The following is a 2,671-nucleotide window of genomic DNA, read 5'->3' on the forward strand; positions in this document are numbered from 1 at the left end:
AGAGGCGCTCGGCGCAGTCGACATCGCGCGCACCACGCGTCCAGCGGGAAGTAGGGCTTGACCTCCGCCTCGTCGAGCTGGAAGCGCTGCTGCCGCATTCCTCCCCAGGTGGCGTTCGATGCCCCGCGGCGTGCCGGCGCCTTCGCTCATGCGCAGGTTCTGCGCGTTGATGTCGGCGAGGTCGTTGGGCACACAGACTCCCCCCGCCGGCATGACCATTGCCCCTCCAATCTGCCGGCGAAGTTGCCGGCGTGCTCAACATGGAGATCACCATGGCCCAGCAACCCAACACGAAGTCATCGCCGCAACCCCAGGGCGGTTCCAGCCAGCAGAACCAGCATCAGCAGGGGCAGCAAGGGCAGCAGAACCAGCCTGGCGGGCAGCAGGGCGGCGGCTCGCAAGGCCAGCGCCAGCAGTCCCAGCAGAGCCAGTCCGGCGGTCAGCAGGGACAGCTGAACCAGCGCTCCCAGCAGCCGTCCAGCCAGCAGTCGCCCGGCAGCCAGCGCAACCAGGCGTCCCGTGACGACCGCAGTGAGGACAGCGATTCCTCCCGCGAGGACCGCTGACCCTCGTTCTCAATGATGGGCCGCGCGCGCCGCCGCATTGCGCTTGCGGGTCGCCGCGGCCTTCTTCGCGGAGGCTGAGCGCTCCGCCGCCGTGCGGCTCGCCGCGGCCTTGCCGCCCAGGCGCCCGCCCTTGCGCGAGGGCTCGTGGTTCTCGGCCTGGCCGCGGCCCGAGCCCGACTTCTTGCCGCCGCCCGTTTCCTTGTTGACCGTGGCCCAGGCGCGCCGTTCGGCTTCGTCCTTGGGCACGCCGCGGTGCTCATAGCCGCTTTCGATGTGCTCGGCCTGACGCTTCTGCTTGTCCGTGTAGGAGGATTTGTCTCCGCGAGGCATGGCGATCTCCTGAAGTGGGATACCCAGGCGCGGCAATCGCCGTACCGCCGCCGCTCGTTGCTTCTCGCTACGCCTTGCCGCCCGTGCCGTTCCGGCTACTGCCGCCGACAGGGCATGCCCCTTGCCGCTCATGGCGTGATGCATCAGTCGCGCGCTGCCCTCCGCCGCGCGATGAGGCGGTGGTCTCGTCGCGCCGCAGGAGGGCGGACGAACATCACCCTTCAGGAGACTTCTCATGAATACCTCCCCCTTCAGCACCGTTGCGCTGGTCATCGCCTGCGCGGCCTTGAGCGTCGGTTGCGCTTCCGACCGGCAGCAGCGTCGTGACGACGCCCGCAATGCGGCCGTGGGCGCGGTGGGCGGCGCCGTCATCGGCGCCGCGACCGGCGGCAACGCCCTCACGGGCGCGGCGGTCGGCGCGGTCGCCGGGGCGCTCATCGGGCGGCTGGTCGTCGACGGCCGCGAGCGCCAGGTCTACTCGGATGGCCAGGGCGGCCGCTATTGGGTCGACGAGGACGGCCGGCGCCATACGGTCCGTTGATCCGTTGATCGGTCGATCCGTCGATTCGTCGACTCGTCGATCCCTTGACTGGCGCCCTCGGCCTCAGGCGGCGAATCCGCCGTCGATCAGCAGGTCGGCGCCGGTGACGAACCCGGCTTCCGGTCCGGCCAGATAGGCCACCATCGCCGCGATCTCGTCCGCCTTGGCGTGACGCGGCACGGCCATCAGGCCATGCAGGCCGGCGCCGAAATCCGTGTCGGCCGGGTTCATGTCGGTGTCGACCGGCCCCGGCGCCACGTTGTTCACCGTGATGCCGCGCGGCCCCAGGTCGCGCGCCATGCCCTTGACCAGGCCGATCAGCGCCGACTTGCTCATCGCATACGCCGCGCCGCCGGCGAAGGGCATGCGCTGCGCGTTGGTGCTGCCGATGTTGATGATCCGGCCGCCTTCGCGCATGTGCCGGGCGGCCGCCTGCGAGGCCACGAAGACCGAGCGCACGTTGACCGCCAGCGTGCGGTCGAAGTCCGCCAGCGAGAAGTCTTCCGTCGGCGCGACGTGCAGGACGCCGGCGCTGTTGACCAGGATGTCCAGGCGGCCGAGGCGCTCGGCCACGCCGTCGATCGCGGCCGCCAGGGCCTGCGCGTCGGTGGCGTCCGCCTTGATGGCGATCGCCCGGCCGCCCGCGGCCTGGATTTCTTCCGCCAGCGCCTCGGCCGCGATCGCCGAGGACGCATAACCGATCGCGACCGTGGCGCCCTCGCGCGCCAGCCGGCGCGCCGACGCGGCGCCGATGCCGCGCGACCCGCCGTGGCTGAAGGCGACCTTGCCGGCCAGCGGCGTGGAGGTGGCAGTGGAGGTGGAAGTCGAGGTGCTCATGGCGTCGTCCTTTTGAAAAGGGAGTTGGGATGAACGAAGTCTGGGCGCTGCGACCTGATTCCGGTAGTCTCAGAAGCTGACACTCAGCTTCAACCATCCCTATCGAATCCCATGTCCACCGAACTTCGCAGCCACCTGGACGCCTTCATCGCCGCGGCGGACGACGGCAGTTTCTCCGCGGCCGCGCGCCGCCTGGGACTGACGCCCGCGGCCGTCAGCAAGAGCGTGGCTCAGTTCGAGGCCCGCCTGGGCGTGCGCCTGTTCCAGCGCAGCACGCGCCGGCTGGCGCTGACGACCGACGGCGAGCGCTTGTATGGCCAGGTCCGGCTGCCGTGGGCGGAGATCGGCGATGCGCTGACCGACCTGCGGCAGGGCGCCGGCAAGCCGGCCGGCACGC

5 protein-coding genes are annotated in these 2,671 nt (G+C 70.8%); 3 read left to right on the top strand and 2 right to left on the bottom strand.

Annotated elements, in window-relative coordinates; translation table 11 throughout:
- The first annotated feature begins 272 nt into the window (after positions 1–272).
- A complete protein-coding gene (locus FUT87_RS27925; RefSeq protein ID WP_141225299.1) occupies positions 273–566 on the top strand; it encodes a hypothetical protein in 294 nt (97 codons plus the stop codon).
- Positions 567–575: 9 nt separating this feature from the next.
- Here the strand turns inward: FUT87_RS27925 and FUT87_RS27930 are convergent, their stop codons facing one another.
- Positions 576–1,028, bottom strand: coding sequence for a hypothetical protein (locus FUT87_RS27930; RefSeq protein WP_255512097.1), 453 nt, complete (start codon positions 1,026–1,028; stop codon positions 576–578).
- A gap of 103 nt (positions 1,029–1,131) precedes the next feature.
- Between FUT87_RS27930 and FUT87_RS27935 the strand changes: the two genes are divergently transcribed.
- Positions 1,132–1,437 carry a YMGG-like glycine zipper-containing protein gene (locus FUT87_RS27935; RefSeq protein ID WP_147243066.1) on the top strand — a complete coding sequence of 102 codons (306 nt, stop codon included), beginning with the start codon at positions 1,132–1,134 and terminating at the stop codon, positions 1,435–1,437.
- 63 nt (positions 1,438–1,500) lie between these two features.
- Here the strand turns inward: FUT87_RS27935 and FUT87_RS27940 are convergent, their stop codons facing one another.
- A complete protein-coding gene (locus FUT87_RS27940) occupies positions 1,501–2,274 on the bottom strand; it encodes an SDR family oxidoreductase (protein WP_147243065.1) in 774 nt (257 codons plus the stop codon).
- 111 nt (positions 2,275–2,385) lie between these two features.
- On the opposite strand from FUT87_RS27940, the gene FUT87_RS27945 reads away from it, so the two are divergent.
- The coding region (locus FUT87_RS27945) for a LysR family transcriptional regulator (RefSeq protein WP_147243064.1) at positions 2,386–2,671 on the top strand (286 nt) is incomplete at its 3' end.

It is taken from the genome of Mitsuaria sp. TWR114 (assembly GCF_007997345.1).